16 protein-coding genes are annotated in these 17,558 nt (G+C 66.8%); 2 read left to right on the top strand and 14 right to left on the bottom strand.

Annotated elements, in window-relative coordinates; translation table 11 throughout:
• Positions 1-120 precede the first annotated feature (120 nt).
• Entirely contained in the window at positions 121-957 is an 837-nt protein-coding gene (locus tag ACVN9Z_RS09185; RefSeq protein ID WP_006386777.1) for an SDR family NAD(P)-dependent oxidoreductase, read from the top strand.
• Here the strand turns inward: ACVN9Z_RS09185 and ACVN9Z_RS09180 are convergent.
• Positions 924-1,763 carry a class II glutamine amidotransferase gene (locus ACVN9Z_RS09180; protein WP_006386776.1) on the bottom strand — a complete coding sequence of 280 codons (840 nt, stop codon included), beginning with the start codon at positions 1,761-1,763 and terminating at the stop codon, positions 924-926. The genes ACVN9Z_RS09185 and ACVN9Z_RS09180 overlap by 34 nt on opposite strands.
• Before the next feature lie 138 nt (positions 1,764-1,901).
• On the opposite strand from ACVN9Z_RS09180, the gene ACVN9Z_RS09175 reads away from it, so the two are divergent.
• Complete coding sequence (locus tag ACVN9Z_RS09175; RefSeq protein ID WP_026385151.1) at positions 1,902-2,960, top strand: threonine aldolase family protein; 1,059 nt, start codon at positions 1,902-1,904, stop codon at positions 2,958-2,960.
• A gap of 24 nt (positions 2,961-2,984) precedes the next feature.
• On the opposite strand, the gene ACVN9Z_RS09170 is transcribed toward ACVN9Z_RS09175, so the two are convergent.
• From ACVN9Z_RS09170 to atpB, 13 genes are all read right to left on the bottom strand, one after another.
• On the bottom strand, positions 2,985-3,812 hold the full coding sequence (locus ACVN9Z_RS09170) for an AraC family transcriptional regulator (RefSeq protein WP_024067549.1): 828 nt from the start codon (positions 3,810-3,812) through the stop codon (positions 2,985-2,987).
• Between the two features lie 72 nt (positions 3,813-3,884).
• Positions 3,885-5,948: a UvrD-helicase domain-containing protein gene (locus ACVN9Z_RS09165; RefSeq protein ID WP_006386773.1), complete on the bottom strand. Its 2,064-nt coding sequence runs from the start codon at positions 5,946-5,948 to the stop codon at positions 3,885-3,887.
• Positions 5,949-6,003: 55 nt separating this feature from the next.
• The gene (locus ACVN9Z_RS09160) at positions 6,004-8,109 is read right to left on the bottom strand and encodes a primosomal protein N' (RefSeq protein ID WP_024067548.1); all 2,106 of its coding nucleotides are present in this window, start codon (positions 8,107-8,109) and stop codon (positions 6,004-6,006) included.
• A 362-nt stretch (positions 8,110-8,471) separates the two neighbouring features.
• Positions 8,472-9,545 carry a uroporphyrinogen decarboxylase gene (gene hemE, locus ACVN9Z_RS09155; RefSeq protein WP_054443749.1) on the bottom strand — a complete coding sequence of 358 codons (1,074 nt, stop codon included), beginning with the start codon at positions 9,543-9,545 and terminating at the stop codon, positions 8,472-8,474.
• A gap of 169 nt (positions 9,546-9,714) precedes the next feature.
• Entirely contained in the window at positions 9,715-10,491 is a 777-nt protein-coding gene (locus ACVN9Z_RS09150) for a hypothetical protein (RefSeq protein WP_026385149.1), read from the bottom strand.
• A 190-nt stretch (positions 10,492-10,681) separates the two neighbouring features.
• Complete coding sequence (locus tag ACVN9Z_RS09145) at positions 10,682-11,107, bottom strand: F0F1 ATP synthase subunit epsilon (RefSeq protein ID WP_020925456.1); 426 nt, start codon at positions 11,105-11,107, stop codon at positions 10,682-10,684.
• 9 nt (positions 11,108-11,116) lie between these two features.
• Positions 11,117-12,517, bottom strand: coding sequence for a F0F1 ATP synthase subunit beta (gene atpD, locus ACVN9Z_RS09140; RefSeq protein ID WP_006386768.1), 1,401 nt, complete (start codon positions 12,515-12,517; stop codon positions 11,117-11,119).
• 43 nt (positions 12,518-12,560) lie between these two features.
• The gene (atpG, locus tag ACVN9Z_RS09135; RefSeq protein ID WP_006386767.1) at positions 12,561-13,466 is read right to left on the bottom strand and encodes a F0F1 ATP synthase subunit gamma; all 906 of its coding nucleotides are present in this window, start codon (positions 13,464-13,466) and stop codon (positions 12,561-12,563) included.
• Positions 13,467-13,565: 99 nt separating this feature from the next.
• Entirely contained in the window at positions 13,566-15,107 is a 1,542-nt protein-coding gene (atpA, locus tag ACVN9Z_RS09130) for a F0F1 ATP synthase subunit alpha (RefSeq protein WP_006386766.1), read from the bottom strand.
• Positions 15,108-15,138: 31 nt separating this feature from the next.
• Positions 15,139-15,678 (bottom strand): F0F1 ATP synthase subunit delta, encoded by a 540-nt coding sequence (locus ACVN9Z_RS09125; protein ID WP_006386765.1) that lies wholly within the window; start codon positions 15,676-15,678, stop codon positions 15,139-15,141.
• A 12-nt stretch (positions 15,679-15,690) separates the two neighbouring features.
• Positions 15,691-16,161, bottom strand: a complete 471-nt coding sequence (locus ACVN9Z_RS09120) for a F0F1 ATP synthase subunit B (RefSeq protein WP_006227275.1) — start codon at positions 16,159-16,161, stop codon at positions 15,691-15,693.
• Between the two features lie 142 nt (positions 16,162-16,303).
• Positions 16,304-16,546: a F0F1 ATP synthase subunit C gene (atpE, locus tag ACVN9Z_RS09115; protein WP_003815363.1), complete on the bottom strand. Its 243-nt coding sequence runs from the start codon at positions 16,544-16,546 to the stop codon at positions 16,304-16,306.
• 118 nt (positions 16,547-16,664) lie between these two features.
• The gene (gene atpB / locus ACVN9Z_RS09110; protein ID WP_006386764.1) at positions 16,665-17,546 is read right to left on the bottom strand and encodes a F0F1 ATP synthase subunit A; all 882 of its coding nucleotides are present in this window, start codon (positions 17,544-17,546) and stop codon (positions 16,665-16,667) included.
• Positions 17,547-17,558: the final 12 nt, after the last annotated feature.

Genomic DNA, 17,558 nt, shown 5'->3' with positions numbered 1-17,558 from the left:
CGTCCGTTCTTGCCGTATGTCTGAAAAAGACGTTTCTATGTCATTGAGGATATTCCATCCCGACTCTACTCTGCAAGCGTACCGGCACAACCCGCCGTCCCTCTTTTCGGAGCACATCTCATGAGCAACACCCCGCTTGGCAACATTCCCGGCCGCGCCCTGGTCACCGGCGCCTCATCCGGCATCGGCGCGCGCTACGCCCATCATCTGGCCCTGCGCGGCCACGATCTGACGCTGGTGGCGCGCAACGTCGAACGCCTGGAAACCCTGGCCGCGCGCCTGCGCGCCGAGACCGGCCGCGACGTGCGCGTGCTGCCGGCCGACCTGTCCCGGGCCGACGGCGTGCAACGCGTGGCGCAGGCGCTGCGCGAGGACGACACGCTGACCCTGCTGGTGAACAACGCCGGCATCGGCGCGGTGGCGCCGCTGCTGCAATCCGAGCCCGGCCAGATGCAGGCCATGATCGACCTGAACATCAGCGCCCTCACCCACCTGACCATGGCCGCGGCGCCCGCCTTCGTGGCGCGCGGTGGCGGCACCATCATCAACATTGCGTCGATCGTCGGTCTGCACCCCGAGCTGCTGAACGGCGTCTACGGCGCCAGCAAGGCCTATGTGCTGGCCTACTCGCAGTCGCTGCGCCACGAACTGGCGGACAAGGGCCTGCGCGTCCAGGCGGTGCTGCCCGGCGCCACCGGCACCGAGTTCTGGGACCTGGCAGGCAGGCCGGCCAGCGAGTTGCCGGCCGCCATCGTGATGAGCGCGGACGACATGGTGCGCAGCGCCCTGGCGGGCCTGGACCAAGGTGAGTTCATCACCATTCCTTCGCTGACCGATCCGGCCCTGCTGGAACGCCTGGAAGCCGCGCGCCAGGCCCTGGGGCCGGAGCTGTCACGCAACACGCCAGCGCCGCGCTACGGGCTTCAGGCGCCCGGCGGCACCGGCACGAACGGATAGTGATCCACCCGGCCGCGGCCGGCGATGATGGCGGTGGATTCGGGCACCTCTTCCCAGGCGCCCGGCATCTCGCTCAGCGGCTCGGACAGCAGCAGGAAGGCGTCGTCGTCCAGCGCCGCGACCTTCGGGTCGTCGGGATAAAGCTCGCGCAGGTGCCGCACGCAGGTGTTGTGGAACAGCGTGCGCGAATCGCGCTCGCTGGAATAGCGCACCGCGATCAGGCGCTCGCCGTCCAGGGCGCAGACCGTCATGTTGATCGGCCGTGCCACGCCGTGGCGCCGGCCGGTTTCCTCGACCGCCCCCACCATGCGCGCCAGCGCCGGCAGCGGATCTTCTTCCAGGCCGAAGGTCAGCGCCAGCAGGAACATCACCTCGGAATCGGTCGAACCCTCCAATGAACCGAAATACGCGGGCGCGATCATCAGCATCAGATCGCGCCGCAGCAGCGGATAGTCGCGGATCACGCCGTTGTGCACGAACAGCCAGTTGCCATGGCGGAACGGATGGCAATTGGTTTCCTGCGCCGGCGTGTCGGTGGCGGCGCGGATGTGGGCCACGAACAGCGGCGAATGGATGGCGCGCGCCGCCTCGCGCAGGTTGCGGTCGTTCCAGGCCGGATGCACGCTGCGGTAGCGGAACGGCGGTTCGGGCGGCCGGCCGTACCAGCCCAGGCCGAAACCGTCGCCGTTGGTGGTGGTGGCGCCCATGCGCGCATGCAGGCTCTGGTCGATCAGCGAGTGCGTGGCCTTGAACAGCACGCTCTCCATTTGCAGGGGACTCCCGGTATAAGCCAACCAGCGGCACATGATGCGCTCCTTGGAAACCGGCCCGGCCAGTGGCGGCGGGCCGGTCCCAGTGTAGGAGCGGGGCGCAATTTTCTACAAGTCGGCGCCGTCCGGGCCGGGCATAGTCCGAGGCTTGTCTGTATCGCCGGAGCATCCGCCTTGGACACCCCCGCCTCACCTTCGCCACAGCTGGGCTTCGCCAGTGACAACACCGCCGGCGCCAGCCCGCAGATACTGGCCGCGCTGCTGCACGCCAATGAGGGACAGGCTCCCGCCTACGGCGCCGACGACATCACCCTGCGGGTCGAACGCCGCCTGGCCGAGATCTTCGAGCACGAGGTCGACGTGCTGCTGGTGCCCACCGGCACCGCCGCCAATTCGCTGTCGCTGGCGGCGCTGACGCCGCCCTGGGGCAGCGTGCTGTGCCATGCGCACAGCCACATCGCCAACGATGAATGCGGCGCGCCCCAGTTCTACAGCGGCGGCGCGCGCCTGGCGCTGCTCGATGGCGCCGCCTCCAAGCTCGACCCCGGGCAGCTGGCGCATGAAGCGCACCGCAAGGCCGGCGACGTGCATTCGATGCCGCCCGCCTGCGTCAGCATCACCCAGGCCACCGAGACCGGCAGCGTCTACTCGCTGGACGAGATCCAGGCCATCGGCGCCATCTGCCGCGACGCCGGGCTGCCCCTGCACATGGATGGCGCGCGCTTCGCCAATGCGCTGGTCAGCCTGGGCTGCACGCCCGCGGAAATGACCTGGAAGGCAGGCGTCGCGGCGCTGTCGTTCGGCGCCACCAAGAACGGCGTGCTGGGCGCCGAGGCCATCGTGCTGTTCGAGCCGGGGCGCGCCACGGAACTGGCCTACCGGCGCAAGCGCGGCGGCCACCTGTTCTCGAAGATGCGGCTGCTGTCGGCGCAGATGGAAGCGTATCTGGCGGACGACCTGTGGCTGGACAATGCGCGCCAGGCCAACGCCATGGCGGCGCGGTTGGCGGCCGGCATGGACGGCCTGCCCGGCGTGGCCTTGCAGGGACCTGTCCAGGCCAACATCCTGTTCTGCCAGTTGCCGGCCGCGGCCATCGACGGCCTGCTGGCGCAGGGCTTTCGCTTCTACCATGACCGCTGGGGCCCGGGCGTGGCGCGGCTGGTCACCTCGTTCAGCACCCGCGAGCAGGATGTCGATCATTTCCTGGCGGCATTGCGGGCGCTGGCGCGGTAGGGATGCCCCGGGGCTGCGCCCCGCTCAAGCCGCGCGCCGGTAGGCCGAGGGAGGCACCCCGTAGGCGGCGCGGAAGGCCCGATTGAAATGGCTTTGGTCGTAGAAGCCGACATCGGCCGCGACCTGCGCGATCGTGGCTGGCGCGCGCGCCAGCGCGGCGCAGGCCCGTTCCAGGCGCAACCGCGTCAGCCAGGCGTGCGGCGTCAGGCCCACCGACAGCGCGAAGCGGCGTAGGAACTGGTAGCGGCTCAGCCCGCACAGCCGGGCCAGGTCTTCCAGCCCGATCTTGTCGCCCAGATGGCCCTGGCAGTAGTCCAGCACCGTCCGCTGGTGCGCGGGCGACAGGCCGCCGCGCACCGCCTGCGGCGCCACCGTGCCGGTGCGCGCGAACAGCGCGCCCATCAACGCCAGCGACGCGGCCTCGTGCGCCAGCGGTCCGGCGGCCGCGTCCGCCATCCAGGATGCGTGCAGCGCCACGAAGCGGGCCGCCAGCGCGCGATCCTCGATCAGGGTGCCCAGGAAGCGTTCGTCCGGCGCGCCGCCCGATACCTCGGCGATGAAATCGCGCATCAGCTCGGGCGCGATGCGGAAGGTCTTCAGGGTATACGACTGGCCATAGTCGGCCACGCCAGCACCGTCATGCACCTCGCCGGGAGGCATCAGGGCGATACCGCCCGGCCCCAGCAGCGTGCTGCGGCCACGGAAGGTCTGGCGCTGCACGCCCTGGGTCACCAGGCCGACGTGATAGTCGACGTGGTAGTGCCGGTCAAACTGGAAGTCGACCAGGCGCGCCACGCCCAGCACCAGGCCGGGCGTGCCGGACACCGCTTGGTAACGCACATCGTCCTTCATCGTTGGCGCCATGATGCAAAGCGGCAGGTATAGGTCCTGGACGCGCCTCCCGTCATGTAATTTATTGCGGCGCTATTTCTTCAGCAAGGCCTTGAGCATGGCCATGCGCTCCTTGGGATTCATGGCCGCGGTGGCCTCGTCTTCCTGGATGCCCGGGGCGTCCAGGCCCATTTCCTCGATGAAACGCGACGGCTCGCGCACCAGGTCCTCGCGCGCGCGGCGGCGGCGCTTGCACCAGCTCAGGTTGAGGCTGCGCTGGGCGCGGGTGATCCCCACGTACATCAGCCGCCGTTCTTCCTGGATGCGGGTGGCCAGATTCTCGGCGGCGCGCGCCGGGTCGCCGACTTCGTCGTCCTTGCCCAGGTGCGGCAGCAGGCCTTCTTCGACGCCCGCCAGGTACACGTGCGGATACTCCAGGCCCTTGGAGGCATGCAGCGTCGACATCTTGACCGCGTCCGGTTCCTCTTCCTCGCCCCGCTCGAGCATGGTCACCAGCGCCACGTGCTGCACCAGCTCGAACAGCGACATGTTGTCCTCTTCGGCCTTGCGCTTGAGCCAACCGGTCAGTTCCAGCACGTTCTGCCAGCGGGTCTGCGCCGGCCGCTCATCGAACAGCTCGAACAGATGGCGTTCGTACTGGATCGCCTGCACCAGGTCGTCCAGGATCACGCCGGCGGGTTCGGCCGGCGCGCCATCGGCGCCGGCGGTGGCGCCACGGCCGGCGCGCCACTGCATGCGGCGGATGAATTCGGTGAAGGTGCGCAGCGGTTCGAGCTGGCGCGGCGCCAGCAGGCTTTCCAGCCCGGTCTCGTCGACCGCCGCCAGCAGCGACAGCTCGCGGCTGGCGGCATACTGGCCCAGCGTCTGCAGCGTGGCCTGGCCGATGCCGCGCTTGGGCGTGGTGGCGGCGCGGATGAAGGCCGGATCGTCCTCGTCGTTGGCCAGCAGCCGCAGATAGGCCAGGATGTCGCGCACCTCGGCCTTGTCGAAAAAGCTCTGGCCGCCCGCGATCGTGTACGGGATCTTCAGGTTGCGCAGCGCCTGCTCCAGGATGCGCGACTGGTGGTTGCCGCGATACAGGATGGCGAAGTCCTTCCACTGCGCCTGGCGCTCGAAGCGCGAGGCCGAGATTTTCATGGCGATGGACTCGGCCTCGTGTTCCTCGCCGTCCATCGCCGACACCAGGATCGGCTCGCCCACGCCCAGGTCCGACCACAGCTTCTTCTCGAACAGCTTGGGGTTCTTCTCGATCACCTGGTTGGCCGCGGCCAGGATGCGCTGCACCGAACGGTAGTTCTGCTCCAGCTTGATGAGCTTGAGGTTCGGATAGTCGGTGGTCAGCTTGGCCAGGTTCTCGATGGTGGCGCCGCGCCAGGCGTAGATGGCCTGGTCATCGTCTCCCACCGCGGTGAACATGGCGCGCGGGCCGGTCAACAGCTGCACCAGGCGGTACTGGCAGACGTTGGTGTCCTGGTACTCGTCGACCAGCAGGTAGCGCACGCGGTTCTGCCAGCGCGTGCGCACTTCTTCGTTGTTGGCCAGCAGGATGGCCGGGATGCGGATCAGGTCGTCGAAGTCCACCGCCTGGTAGGCGGCCAGCGTGGCGGCGTAGCTGCGGTAGACGTTGGCTGCCTCGACGTCGCCCGGCGTGATGGCTTCACGCGCGGCATCGTCGGGCTCCATCAGCGCGTTCTTCCACAGCGAGATGATGCCCTGCACGTGGCGCAGGCGGCCCTTGTCGGTGGTGGCCAGCAATTCCTGGATGATCGCCATGGCGTCATCGGCGTCGAGGATCGAGAACGTCGGCTTGAGACCCGCGTTGCGCGCCTCTTCGCGCAGGAGCTTCACGCCCAGCGAGTGGAAGGTACTGATGGTCAGGCCCTTGCCCAGCTTGCGGTCCACCAGCGTCCTGACGCGCTCGTCCATTTCGCGCGCGGCCTTGTTGGTGAAGGTCAGCGCCACCACGTTGCGGCCCATGTAGCCGCATTCGCGCAGCAGGTAGGCGATCTTCTGCGTGATGACGCGCGTCTTGCCACTGCCGGCGCCGGCCAGCACCAGGCAGGGACCGTCCAGGTACAGCACCGCCTCTTTCTGCGCGGGGTTCAGGCCGTGGCCGATGGGTTCGTGTGCGGACATGGGATTCGGGGAAAGGGGAACGACATAGAGTAATCGGACGGGCGCGGCGCGCGGGTCAGATTTCCAGCGGGTCGACCTCCAGCTGCCAGCGCACCCGGGCCTCGTTGGCCAGGTACGGCAGGTGGTGCGACCACGACGCCAGGAAGGCCTGCAACGCCGGGCGGCTGGTGCTCTCCACCAGCAGCTGGGCGCGCTCGATATTGGCCACCCGCACCACGCGCAACGGCACCGGGTCGTACAGCATGATCGCGTCCAGCCCCGGAAAATCGGCGGCCCACTCGCCTTCGGGCAGGGCGCGCGCCTGTTGCAGGAAAGCCTGCGCCACCGCCAGCTCGCGCGCCTCGGCCGTCAGCAGGGCCTGGTAGGCGAACGGCGGCAGGCCGGTGCTTTCGCGCTCTTGCAGCGCATGGCGCGCAAAGCCCGCGTAGTCGTGGCGCAGCAGCGCCTGGTACACCGGCTGCTCGGGATAGCCGGTCTGGATGATGACCTGGCCGTTGCCCTGGTGGCGGCCGGCGCGGCCCGCCACCTGCATCAACTGGGCGAACAGGCGTTCGGGCGCGCGGAAATCATGCGCGAACAATGCCGAATCGGGGTTGAGCACGCCGACCAGCCCGAGCCGCGCGAAGTCGTGGCCCTTGGACACCATCTGCGTGCCGACCAGGATGTCGACCTCGCCCGCATGCACCGATGCGAACAACGCCTCGGCGCTGCCTTTCTTGCGGGTGCTGTCGGCGTCGATGCGCAGGATGCGCGCCTCGGGGAACAGTTCGGCCAGGTGTTCCTCGACCCGCTGCGTGCCGCGCCCCATCGGCGCCAGGTCCTGGTCGCCGCATTCGGGGCAGGCATGCGGCACCGGCGCCTGGTAGCCGCAGTGGTGGCATTGCAGGCGGTGGCCGCGGCCGGCGGCGCGGTGCAGCACCGTGAAGGCGGTGCAGCGCGGGCAATTGCTGACCCAGCCGCAGGACTGGCAATGCAGCACCGGCGCGTAACCGCGGCGGTTCAGGAAGATCAGCGACTGTTCCTTGCGCGCCAGCCGTTCGCCCAGGGCCTCCAGCAACTGCGGCGACATGCCGTGCTTCATCTGCAGGCGGCGGGTGTCGACCAGCTTCATGGCCGGCAGCGAACTGGCGCGGGCGCGCGCCGGCAGCGCCAGCCGCAGGTAGCGGCCGCGCTCGGCATGCTGCCAGGTTTCCAGCGACGGCGTGGCCGAGCCCAGCACCACCGGAATGTCGAGATCATGGGCGCGCCACACCGCCAGGTCGCGCGCGGAATAGCGCAGGCCGTCCTGCTGCTTGTACGAGGCGTCGTGCTCTTCGTCGACCACGATCAGGCCCAGCTCGCTCATGGGCGCGAAGATCGCCATGCGCGTGCCCAGCAGCATGCGCGCCTGGCCACGCTGCGCGCGCGCCCAGGCCTGCAGTCGTTCGCCATCGGACAGGCCGCTGTGCAGCACCGCCAGGCCGTCCGGCCCCAGCAGGCCTTCCAGCCGGGCGCGCAACGCGCCTTCCAGCTGCGGCGTCAGGTTGATTTCCGGCACCAGCAGCAGCACCTGGCGGCCCGTGGCCAGCACTTTTTCGGCGGCGCGCAGGTAGACCTCGGTCTTGCCGCTGCCAGTCACGCCATACAACAGCACGGGCTTGAACCTGGCGAGCCCCGCGATGGTGTCCACCGCTTGGCGCTGCGCATCGTTCAGCTCGGGCGGCTGGTCGGCCGTGGCCGGGTCGCGGACCGCCTTGCGCTTGCGTCCGTCCAGCCGCGCCACCGGGCCGCCGGCCGAGCGCTTGCCCTGGTAGGCGGTCGGCTTGCGCAGCGGCGGCGGCAGCGTCGGCAGCATCACCTCGCCCAGCGGCCGCTGGTAGTACTCGGCGGCAAAGCGCGCCAGGCGCAGCCAGCCTTCGTCAAAGGGCGGCAGGTCGCGCAGCACTTCCTCGATCGGCTTGATCTGCCTGGGCTCGTAGGACGGCTCGGCCGGGTTGTCCACCACCACGCCGATCAGCTTGCGGCGGCCGAACGGCACGATCACCCGCAGGCCGGCGGCGATCGGCTCGTGGTGGCGGTAATCGAATGGGCCGGGCAAGGGCACGTCCAGCGCGACGCGCACCCAGCAGACCGCCGCGGGCGCGGCCGGCGTGGATTCGACCAGCGCGAAGACTTCAGACATGGAGGAGAAAACGGAACATGGACGGTGCGGGCCCGCAAGTCGGGAAAACGGTGTCGGGAAAATGGGCCGGGCCGGCCAGAGGGGATTGTCGCCTCAACCCCTTCCAGAACGCCAGGGGAAGCCTGTGGATAACTTTGGGGAAAAGGCCGGGGCAACGTTAAATATTGGAATAAGGCAAGATTGCATCAAGTCTTGCAATCCTGTTGAAAACTTATTTTATTCCATTAAAAACAACGACTTGTACAAACTTCCAAGATTGTAAAATAGCTTATAAAGGGTTTTCCCCGAGCGCAATCTTGCTGTGCACAACTGCGCTCGGGAGGCCTCGACGCCCGGCCCTGCGGGCCGAAGCGTTCACTCACTTACCCTCTGAGCGAACGGCTGTGACGGTGGACTTCATCCACCAATTCCGCTACCGCGTCTGGGGGAGTGAAGCGCGAAATGCCATGCCCCAGGTTGAACACATGCCCACCTTTGCCCACCGGCCCGAAAGCGTCCAGCACGCGGCGAGCCTCGGCGCGGATGGCGTCGGCGCCGCCGAACAGGGCCATCGGGTCGAGGTTGCCCTGGAACGCGACGCAGTCGCCGGTGCGGCGCCGCGCCGCCGCCAGGTCGACGGTCCAGTCCAGGCCCACGGCGTCGCAGCCGCAGGCGGCGATGTCTTCCAGCCACTGGCCGCCGCCCTTGGTGAAGACAATGGCCGGCACGCGGCGGCCTTCGTGTTCGCGCGTCAGGCCGGCCACCACCTTGCGGGTGTAGGCCAGCGAAAACTGCTGGAACAGACCGTCGGCCAGCACACCGCCCCAGCTGTCGAACAGCATGACGGCCTGCGCGCCCGCCGTGATCTGGGCGTTCAGGTATTGCAGCGTGGCTTCGGCGTTGATTTCCAGGATGCGGTGCAGCAGGTCCGGACGCGAATACAGCATGGTCTTGATCAGCCGGTAATCGTCGCTGCCCTGCCCTTCGACCATGTAGCAGGCGATGGTCCAGGGACTGCCGGCAAAGCCGATCAGCGGCACCTTGCCGTCCAGGTCGCGGCGGATGGTGCCGACGGCATCGAACACATAGCGCAGCTTGTCCATGTCGGGCACCGCCAGGCGCGCCACGTCGTCCTCGGTACGCACCGGACGGGCAAAGCGCGGCCCCTCGCCTTCGGCGAAGTCCAGGCCCAGGCCCATGGCGTGCGGCACGGTCAGGATGTCGGAAAACAGGATGGCCGCGTCCAGGTCGAAACGCTCCAGCGGCTGCAGCGTGACTTCCGAGGCGTAGTCCGGATTCTGAGCCAGGCCCATGAAGGAACCGGCCCGGGCCCGCGTCTCGCGGTATTCGGGCAGGTAGCGGCCCGCCTGGCGCATCAGCCAGATCGGGGTGTAGGGCACGGGCTCGCGCAGCAGCGCGCGCAAGAACACATCGTTCTTCAAGACGGAAGCGGACACGACTATCCTCGATGATCGGAAGCCGTGATTTTACTGCCCCAAGCTGACAGGGTGCGGCGCGCACGCGATCCGGGCTTGCCGTGACGCAAGCCGCCGCGCTTTCGTCACGGGTTGGCGACACGCGGCGCCGCGACCGCCGCGCAACCGCTGCCGGGCAGGGCCGCCGGCGCTAGTCTCGCGCCTGCTCGGCCTGCCGGCGGTAGGGTCCGGCATCGATGCCATGCTTGCGCATCAGCGCCCAGAAAGCCCGCCGATGCTTGCTGGAGGCGCGCGCGGCGCGCGCCACGTTGCCCTGGTGGCGGGACAGCGCCAGGCGGATATAGTCGGATTCGAAACCATCGACCACGCGCGCCTTGGCCTGCCGGAAGGGTTCCTGGGCTTCGCGGCCCGGCTGGTAGCGCATCCCCGCCAGCCCCTGTTGCAACACCTGCCGAGGCACCCGCGGCCGGACGTCGGCCGCGCCAACGGCGCGTGGCGCGGCGGCGGCGTATATCACGCCGGGTTCTTCCACCAGGCCGCCCGGCAAGGGCGCGCGCCGCGCCAGCCGGCCGAGCCGCACGCGCAGGCTTTCCAGGCAGTACGGCGACGCGATGAAATCGGCGGCGCCCAGGCGCAGCAGGTCTTCGATGGCGGGCGCGGTCATGTCGTGCACCAGCAGCAGGATGGGCGTGGCAAGCGTGCCGCGGGCCTGCTGCAAGGACATGCGGGTCCACGCCAGCGAAGCCGGCGCGACCGGCAGGACGCAGTGATCGTAGCGGCGCAACCCCACCGCCAGCCCCGCCAGCGCGTGCGTATCCGGACCACCCGGACCGCTGCCCGGCAGCCGCAGGTGCACCAGATGCAAACGCACCCGCGCCAGCCGCGGCTGGTCGCGCGCGACCCAGTCGCCCATGGCGGTTTCGTGGCCGGGCGCCAGCAGCACCCCGCAATCCATGGTTTCTCGCACGCCACCCTCCAGCTTCGAATTGCAATGCCTGAAGGCTACCGGCGCGCCAGCCGGGCCGCCATTCGTAGCGAACGCAGGCCGGCCTGCGGCTGACCGAGGGGTTGCGCAGCCGTGGCCGCGCAAATGAAAAAAGCGGCCCATGGCCGCTTTTCCCGGATCCGGGGCGAACCCCGGCAGGTCATGCTTGCACTCAGTGCGAGCGACCGCCTTGACGCAGCTTGCGCGCGGCGACGGCTTGCGCCGCCAGCATCGCCAGCTCGGCTTCGACAACCGCGATGTCCGCCTTGTCCTTGGCGTTGGCCAGGGCCTCTTCGGCGCGCTTGCGCGCTTCCAGGGCACGGGCCTCGTCCAGGTCGGCGGCGCGGATGGCGGTGTCGGCCAGGACCGTCACGCTGCCCGGCTGCACTTCCAGAATGCCCCCGGCGACGAAGATGTTCTCCTCGCCTTGGTCGGCACGGACGATCTTGACCGTCCCGGGGCGTACGCGCGAGATCAGCGGGGTGTGGCCGGGCAGGATGCCCAGCTCACCCGCCTCGCCAGGCAGCACCACGAACTTCGCCTCACCGGAGAAGATCGCTTCCTCTGCGCTGACGACATCCACATGCAGGGTAGCCATATCGGTTCCTTATTGCAGTTTCTTGGCCTTCTCGAAGGCCTCGTCGATCGAGCCGACCATGTAGAAGGCCTGTTCCGGCAGCGCATCGCACTCGCCGTTCACGATCATCTTGAAACCACGGATGGTTTCGGCCAGCGGCACGTACTTGCCGGGCGAACCGGTGAACACTTCGGCCACGTGGAACGGCTGCGACAGGAAACGCTGGATCTTGCGGGCGCGGGCCACGGCCTGCTTGTCTTCCGGCGACAGTTCGTCCATGCCCAGAATCGCGATGATGTCGCGCAGTTCCTTGTAGCGCTGCAGCGTCTGCTGCACGCCACGGGCCACGGCGTAGTGCTCTTCGCCGACGACTTGCGGGTCGAGCTGGCGGCTGGACGAGTCCAGCGGGTCCACGGCCGGGTAGATACCCAGGGCGGCGATGTCACGCGACAGCACGACGGTCGAGTCCAAGTGCTGGAAGGTGGTGGCGGGCGACGGGTCGGTCAAGTCGTCAGCGGGCACGTACACGGCCTGGATCGAGGTGATCGAGCCGGTCTTGGTGGACGTGATGCGCTCTTGCAGCTTGCCCATTTCCTCGGCCAGCGTGGGCTGGTAGCCCACCGCCGACGGCATACGGCCCAGCAGCGCCGACACTTCGGTACCGGCCAGGGTGTAGCGGTAGATGTTGTCCACGAAGAACAGGATGTCGCGGCCTTCGTCGCGGAACTTCTCGGCCATCGTCAGGCCGGTCAGCGCCACGCGCAGACGGTTGCCCGGGGGTTCGTTCATCTGACCGAACACCATGGCGACCTTGTCCAGAACGTTCGACTCTTCCATTTCGTGGTAGAAGTCGTTGCCTTCACGGGTACGCTCACCCACGCCGGCGAACACCGACAAGCCGCTGTGCTGCTTGGCGATGTTGTTGATCAGTTCCATCATGTTGACGGTCTTGCCCACGCCGGCGCCGCCGAACAGGCCGACCTTGCCGCCCTTGGCGAACGGGCACACCAGGTCGATAACCTTGATGCCGGTTTCCAGCAGTTCCACCGACGGCGACAGCTCGTCGAAACGGGGAGCCGGTTGGTGAATGCCACGCTTTTCGTCGTGCTGGATTTCGCCAGCTTCGTCGATCGGGCGGCCCAGCACGTCCATGATGCGGCCGAGCGTGCCGGTGCCGACCGGCACCGAGATCGGGGCGCCGGTGCCGGCGACCTTCATGCCGCGGCGCAGGCCGTCGCTGGAGCCCAGGGCGATGGTACGCACCACGCCGTCACCCAGCTGTTGCTGCACTTCCAGCGTCAGACCCTTTTCGGCGAACGAGGAACCCTCGTCGACCAGAGTAAGCGCTTCGTAGATCTTGGGCATGTGATCGCGGGGGAACTGAATATCCACCACGGCGCCGATGCACTGAACGATGGTTCCGTTGCTCATGTCGATTCCTTGCTTGATAGCTTTTGACGGGATGCTGCCTGCCTCAGACGGCGGCAGCGCCCCCTACGATTTCCGAAATTTCCTTGGTGATCGCGGCCTGGCGGGTCTTGTTGTAGACCAGCTGCAGATCGCCGATGACCTTCTTGGCGTTGTCCGACGCCGCCTTCATGGCGACCATCCGGGCCGACTGCTCCGAAGCCATGTTCTCGGCCACGGCTTGGTACAGCAGGCCTTCCACGTAACGCTGCAGCAGGTCGTCGATCACGCTACGAGCGTCGGGTTCGTAGATGTAATCCCAGCTGTAATCCGATTTCACTTCCGAAGTCTTGGCCAGGCTTTCGGCGCCCGTCTGGTACGGATCTTCCAAACCGCTGGCCAGGGGCAGCAGACGCAGGAACAGCGGCTCCTGCTTCATCGTGTTGACGAAGCGGGTCGAAGCCACGTACAGCGCGTCGATGCGGCCTTCCAGGTAGGCGTCCAGCTGCACCTTGATCGCGCCCAGCAGGCGATCCAGTTGCGGCTTGTCGCCCAGTTGCACTTCCTGGGAAACCAGCTTGGCGCCGATACGGGACAGCACGCCCACGCCCTTGTTGCCGAAAGCGGTCGCTTGAACGGCGATGCCGTTTTTCTCGAACTCTTTCAGCTTCGACAGCACCACGCGGGTGATGTTGGTGTTCAAGCCGCCGCACAGACCCTTGTCCGTCGTCACCATGACCACGCCGACCGCCTTGACTTCGCGCTCGACCAGGTACGGGTGGCTGTACTCGGGGTTGGCCTGCATCAGGTGCGCGGCGATCTCGCGCACCTTGGTGGCGTACGGACGGCCCGCGCGCATCCGCTCCTGCGCCTTGCGCATCTTGGATGCGGCGACCATTTCCATCGCCTTGGTGATCTTGCGCGTGTTTTGCACGCTCTTGATCTTGGTTCGGATTTCCTTAATTCCGGGCATTGCGCTTTCCTGTGAAGACTGGCCGATGGGTTGGCGCTTGCGCCTCAACCATCCGATAAGGATGGGTGAGGCGCAGCTGACGCCTAACCCATCACTTTCTTAAAAAGCACCGTGCTTCTTGAATTCCTGGATGGCGGCGGCGAGTTCGCCTTCGTCGTCCTTGGACAGTTCCTTGGTGTCTTCGACGCGCTGGATCAGGGCGGCGTGCTTGGCCTTGAGCTGGTCCTTGAGCGCCTTTTCGAACGACAGCACCTGGGCCACGTCCACGTCATCCAGGTAGCCGTTGTTGACCGTGTACAGCGTGACGGCCAGTTCCCACACCTGCAGCGGCTGGTATTGCGGCTGCTTGAGCAGTTCGACCACGCGCTTGCCGCGCTCGAGCTGGCGACGGGTGGCGTCGTCCAGGTCCGAGGCGAACTGCGCGAAGGCGGCCAGTTCACGGTACTGCGCCAGGTCGGTACGGATACCGCCGGACAGCTTCTTGACGACCTTGGTCTGGGCGGCGCCGCCCACGCGCGACACCGAGATACCGGCGTTGATGGCGGGACGCACACCAGCGTTGAACAGGTCGGTTTCCAGGAAGATCTGGCCGTCGGTGATCGAGATCACGTTGGTCGGAACGAAGGCCGACACGTCGCCCGCCTGGGTTTCGATGATCGGCAGCGCGGTCAGCGAGCCGGTCTTGCCCTTGACGGCGCCATCGGTGAACTTCTCGACGTAGTCTTCGTTCACGCGGGCGGCACGTTCCAGCAGGCGCGAGTGCAGGTAGAACACGTCGCCCGGGTAGGCTTCGCGGCCCGGCGGACGGCGCAGCAGCAGCGAGACCTGGCGGTAGGCCCAGGCTTGCTTGGTCAGGTCGTCATAGACGATCAGGGCGTCTTCGCCGCGATCGCGGAAGTATTCGCCCATCGTGCAGCCGGCGTAGGCGGCCAGGTACTGCATGGCGGCGGAGTCCGAAGCCGAGGCGGCCACGACGATGGTGTATTCCATCGCGCCGTGCTCTTCCAGCTTGCGCACCACGTTGTTGATCGTCGAAGCCTTCTGGCCGATGGCGACGTACACGCAGGTGACGCCCTTGCCCTTCTGGCTGATGATGGTGTCGACGGCCACGGCGGTCTTGCCGGTCTGGCGGTCGCCAATGATCAGTTCGCGCTGGCCACGGCCGATGGGAACCATCGAGTCGATAGCCTTGATGCCGGTTTGCAGCGGCTGCGACACCGAGCGGCGGGCGATAACGCCGGGGGCCACTTTTTCGATGATGTCGGTGGCCTTGGCGTTCACGGGGCCCTTGCCGTCGATCGGCTCGCCCAGCGTGTTGACCACGCGGCCTTTCAGCTCGGGGCCGACCGGCACTTCCAGAATGCGGCCGGTCGTCTTGACCGCGTCGCCTTCGGACACGCCGGTGTAGTCACCGAGAATAACGGCGCCGACGGAATCACGCTCGAGGTTGAGCGCCAGACCGAAGACGTTGTTGGGGAATTCGAGCATTTCGCCCTGCATCACGTCGGACAGGCCGTGGATGCGGGTAATACCGTCGGTCACGGACACGACGGTGCCCTGAGTACGGACATCAGCCGAAGCGCCCAGGCCCTCGATGCGGCTCTTGAGCAGTTCGCTGATCTCGGAGGGATTGAGTTGCATATTGACTCCTGGAATCCTGTTAGTGCTGCCTTTAAGCGGCGAGCGTATCGCGCATGCGGGCCAATTGGGCTTGTACGGAAGTATCGAGCACCTGGTCCCCGACGGCCACGCGCACGCCGCCGATCAACGACTGGTCGACGGTGACGACGGGCTTGAGCTTCAGGCCGAATTTCTTCTCGAGGGCGGCGACCAGTTCTTGGACCTGGGCGTCGCTCAGCTCGAACGCGCTGGTGATTTCCGCCTGCGCCGTGCCGTCGTGACGGTTCCGCAGCACCACGAATTGCGTGGCGATCTCGGGCAGCAGCAGCAACCGGTCGTTTTCGACCAGCAGCTCGATGAAATTGCGGGCGGCCTGGGGCAGTTCGGCCTTCACCAGGCCGGTGAACAGCTCGACGCGCTGCTTGTCACCCAGACGCGGATCGGCCATGGCCTCGCGCACGTCGGGGTTGGAGGCGACCTGCGACAGCTCGCTGACCAGGTCGGCCCAAGCCTGCAGGCCCGCCTTGTCGTCGCGCGCGGCGGCGAACAGGGCTTCGGCGTACGGCCTGGCAACAGTGGAAAGTTCAGCCATGACGGTCCCGGATTAAAGCTGCGCGCGAAGCTGGTTCAGCAGCTCGGCGTGGGCGCGGGCGTCAACCTCGCGCTTGAGGATCTGCTCAGCACCCTTGACGGCCAGCGCGGCGACGTCGTCGCGCAGCGAATCACGGGCGCGCTGGACTTCCTGCGCGGCATCCTGTGCAGCTTGCGCCACGATGCGGGCACGCTCGGCTTCCGCTTCACGGCGGGCCTGCTCGATCAGGGAGGCGGCTTGCTTCTCGGCCTCGATGATGCGGGCGTGGTTTTCGGACTTGGCAGAAGCCTCGATCAGACTGACACGCGCCTGGGCCTGGGCCAGATCGGCCTTGCCCTTCTCCGCGGCGGCAAGGCCGTCGGCGATTTTTTGGCGGCGCTCGTCCATCGCCTTCGTCAGAGGAGGCCACACGAATTTCATCGTGAACCAGCCCAGAACGAAGAACACGAGCATCTGGAAAATGATCGTCGCGTTCAGATTCACGGTCGTTCCTTTAACACCTTGCGGCTCCGACGGCGCCCGGGACGGGCAACGCGGAGCACTCGATACTTTGCCGGCCGGCGACGGGGCTCAAGCCCGCATCGCCGCCAGCGTCATGACCCGCCTTTTCGCCGGCGGGCGTGCCTTAGCCGACGAACGGGTTGGCGAAGGCGAACAGCATGGCGATACCCACGCCGATCAGGAATGCCGCGTCGATCAGGCCAGCCAGCAGGAACATCTTGGTTTGCAGAGCGTTCATCAGTTCAGGCTGACGAGCCGAAGCTTCCAGGTATTTGCCGCCCATCAGTGCGATGCCGATGCAAGCGCCGATAGCGCCCAGACCGATGATAAGACCGCAAGCGAGAGCAACGAAAGCGACGTTGGTCATGACAACTCCTTGGTTAGAAATCTGAAGTCAAAAAATAAAAAGATTGGGGTACTGCTCAATGCAAGATGATCTTGCTATCCAGCGCCGGCCGGGTGGCCGGCGCCGGAAATTCGGGGGATCAGTGGCCTTCGTGCGCCTGGCCGAGGTACACCAGGGTCAGCATCATGAAGATGAAGGCCTGGAGCAACACGATCAGGATGTGGAAGATGGCCCAGATCGAGCCGGCCAGCACGTGGCCGATTCCCAAGCCGATGCTGGCGCCGTTGAAACCGGTCCAGGCACCGCCCAGCAGGGCGATCAGCATGAAAATCAATTCGCCGGCGAACATGTTGCCGAACAACCGCATGCCCAGCGACACGGACTTGGCGGCGTATTCGATCAGGTTCAGCAGCAGGTTGAACGGAGCCAGGACGAGCGCGCCCAGGCCATGCGCATGGAACGGCGCGGTGAACAGTTCCTTGACGAAGCCGCCCGGGTGCTTGATCTTGATGCCGTAGTAGAACATCAGCAGCAGCACGCCCAGCGACATGCCCATCGGCACGTTCAGGTCGGCGGTCGGCAGCACGCGGTGGTAGTAGAGGGGGTCGCCATGGTGCGCGCCCAGGCCGGTCAGGCGCCAGATCGACGGCATCAGGTCGACGGGCAGCAGGTCCAGCGCGTTCATCAGGATGATCCAGAGGAACACGGTGAGGGCGAGCGGAGCGATGAAGAGGCGGCTCTTGGCATTGTGGACGATGCCCTTGGCCTGGTCGTCGACCATGTCGACGATCATTTCCACGAAGGCCTGGAAGCGGCCCGGAACGCCGGCGGTCGCACGGCGGGCGGCGCGCCACAGGAAGAAGATGACGATCAGGCCCGTCAGGCCGGACCAGAACAACGAGTCGTAGTTGATGATGTCAAACTGAGCAATTGCAGTCTGTTTTTCGCCCGTATTGTTCAGGTGCACCAGGTGGTGCTGAATATAAGCGGACTGAGGCGACACGTCGCTGGCAGCAGCCATTTGAATCCTACC

The sequence above is a fragment of the Achromobacter sp. KK8 genome, from assembly GCF_054188005.1.
Note: the sequence above shows the minus strand (reverse complement) of the source record. Positions and strands in the feature narration are given on the sequence as shown.